Below are 2,796 nucleotides of genomic sequence, written 5' to 3' on the forward strand. Positions count from 1 at the left end.
CACCAGTCCGACCCCCTACTGCACTGAGCCAAAAGCTCCGCGCGCGGCTTCCTACACCACCACCGGGGGCACTACCGTCGACGTCGATCCGGAAGACGTAGCCGCTCCGGATGTCCGTCGTTGCGGAGCAGTTGAGCTGCGTCAGGCGACGATCCAGCGTTGTCTCCCAATTCGCGGTGAGAACGAGGTCATCATGAGCGAAGTAGTGCCCGACCTTCTTGCCGGTCTCCGCAACGCTCTCGCGCCAGCGCAGCAACTGAACGCGCTCGAAGGCGAGGAGCGTCTCTTCCAACCAGAAGATCCGATCGTAGATGCGGCTAACCCCGCATCTCCGCCCACTGCTCGAGGGGGACAGGAGTCGTCGAAGGTCGTTGATCCCGGCTCCATTCACCAGTGCTTGGAGGATCTGGACGTTGTCAGCCGTCGCTCGCTGGCGATTGTGCTTCATCGCCACGGAGAACCGAACGCCCGGCTTGATCTGGCACGCCCTGTGGATCAGCCGCACGCGGAGAGGCTTCTCTACCTTGTCGCTGCCTTCCGAGTGCTTCGCCCGTCCGTGGATACCGTTGAGGACGAATTCCCCTGGTGTTGCGAGATACCTCGCACCGCAAGCAGGACACCGGGGACCGTCCAGAACACCATTGTAGTTCCGGAGCCGCTCAACCTCCTCGGCCAGGTGCTCGTTCGACAGGAGGTCGAATGTCGCACCGCACTCGCCGCTACCATCGTCGAACTGACAGAGCACGGTCTTGCGATCCACCCACTGATGCGGGTCGCCCTCGTATTCGAAGACCGACGAAGTGCGTTGATGCTCCTTCTTCTGGCTGGAGTTCAGCCGATACGATCCAAGGCCCACCATGGCACTGTTCGAGCAAAGCGCAGCCCTCAAGGTGCGCGCATTGCGCCCCGTCGGGCGTGGAGCCGAAAAATCGGCCGCGACACCGAAGTTTCCGCAATCGGGGTCGCCGCAGGTGTTGAGGTTTGCTTCCTCGTCGTAGGCGGGGTAGATTCTGCGCAGAGATAGACTGGGGATCTTCGGCACGCTCGGTTCTCCGTCGTCGGATTGTGTCAAGCGGCCGTCCGAGCGCGATTTTGGCGCGGGCACGACGTAATCTTGGCCAATCCAGCTGGAGCCGAAGTTCATCTGCGAATTTTCCTTCCGAGTGTGTCCCGTAGGAAAACCTACGGGCAACACCGCCTTGGATAGGTCGGCAGGCGTGAAGAAAATCCCGACAAATCAGCGCCCGCCGAGGCTTCCTCGGCGGGCGTTACCTTTTCTACGTAAGCCTATGTCCCCAGGAATGGAATGCGTCGGCTTTTCAGCGGGGGTTTTTCTTTTCGGGCGTGTAGTAAGCGGTCCGGATTGTCGAGAGGGCGGCCGAGCGGCAGCTGGTGGGTCGTTCTTGCACGAAGTCGCCCTCCTGTTGGGCTATCGCTTGCGATCTTGATCGCGAACGAACGAGATCAGGATCGGCGCGGGGTTCTGGAAGAACGCTCGAGTATCCGGTGCGCTATCGATAGCCGGACAAACTCGCGGTGCCACGCGCGAAGCACTCAGATGTGAGGTTCCGTTCGGGCCCATACCGTGCACGCAGTCTTTGCTCGTTTGGGCTCTGATCCCGCGAATGTCTCGAAGAATGGACGCCATATCGGACTGTCCATTCCGGCCGACAGCGTCGCCTTTACCGGATGTGTACGTTTGACGACTAGCCCCTTTGACCGTGCCCGGTGTGGAGCACCCGTACCGAACTAGAGAGAATAAGGTGTGATGATACGTTCGCTAAGAGCAAAGATCCTCGCCGTGGTCATCGGCGCTACGGTCGGAACCACGGCGATCCTCGTTGGACAGAATGTCTGGTCGGAGGCGAAGGTCAGCACGGCCGAACGTCTCGCGGGGAGTTTCAATACCGCAGCGGCGATCGTGGAGCTCAGTGTACCCGGCGTCCAGACGGAACGTACGGCTGAGGGATCGATGCAATCCCTGACGTGGAACGAGGCACCGGACTTTTCGGAACATTCATTGATCGATCTCATTGGCGAGGTCACCGGGGAAACGGCGACCATCTTCGTATGGGACGACGCGCAGGGGGAGTTCGTCCGGCGCAGCACGAACATCATCAAGCCCGACGGGACCCGGGCCGTCGGCACTGTCCTCGGCGCGCAAGGCGCCGTGCACCCCATCGTCGCGTCCGGATCCACGTTCCGGGGCGAGGCGAACATTCTGGGCAACAACTATTACACCGTCTACTTCCCGATCCGGAACGCGGCCGGGGACATCGACGGTATCCTTTATGTCGGGGTCAGCAAGGCGAAGCTGGTTGGCGAGTGGATTGTGTTCGCTCGCAAGTCGCTGATGATCGCGACGATTCCCATGCTCCTATCCATCGGCCTCGGGCTGATCTTCACCCAGGCGCTGAACCGCGGGCTGAGCCAGGCGGTCGACGCAGTTCGCGGGATCGCGCGGGGCGACCTCAACGTCGATACGTCGACCAGGAGCCTAGATGAAATTGGTCACCTCCTCGGAGAGATCGGCAAGACCGTCGTGGACCTCAGGACGATGGGCCACACCGCCAAGCAGATCGCAGGGGGCGATCTCCGGGTGGAAGTGAAACCGCGTTCGGAGGCCGACGATCTGGGTCTGGCGCTTCGAGACATGGTGGGCAAGCTGCGGGAGGTGATCTCGAACGCGAGCGTGAGCGCGACCTACGTCTCCGAAGGGGCGGCGAACATGTCGTCCACGGCCGAGCAGCTTTCCGGCGGTTCGAGCCAGCAGGCCGCGGCGGCGCAGGAGGCCTC

Annotated in this window: 1 protein-coding gene and 1 pseudogene; one reads left to right on the forward strand and one right to left on the reverse strand. The window is 61.8% G+C overall.

Annotation, left to right across the window (positions count from 1 at the left end; translation table 11 throughout):
- Window positions 1-1,144, reverse strand: a pseudogene (locus Q1B08_RS21200) (hypothetical protein); the annotation flags it as partial.
- A 624-nt stretch (window positions 1,145-1,768) separates the two neighbouring features.
- Here Q1B08_RS21200 and Q1B08_RS21205 point away from each other — a divergent pair.
- The coding region (locus Q1B08_RS21205) for a Cache 3/Cache 2 fusion domain-containing protein (protein ID WP_299823278.1) at window positions 1,769-2,796 on the forward strand (1,028 nt) is incomplete at its 3' end.

Source organism: uncultured Jannaschia sp., assembly GCF_947494025.1.
Taxonomy (GTDB): domain Bacteria; phylum Pseudomonadota; class Alphaproteobacteria; order Rhodobacterales; family Rhodobacteraceae; genus Jannaschia.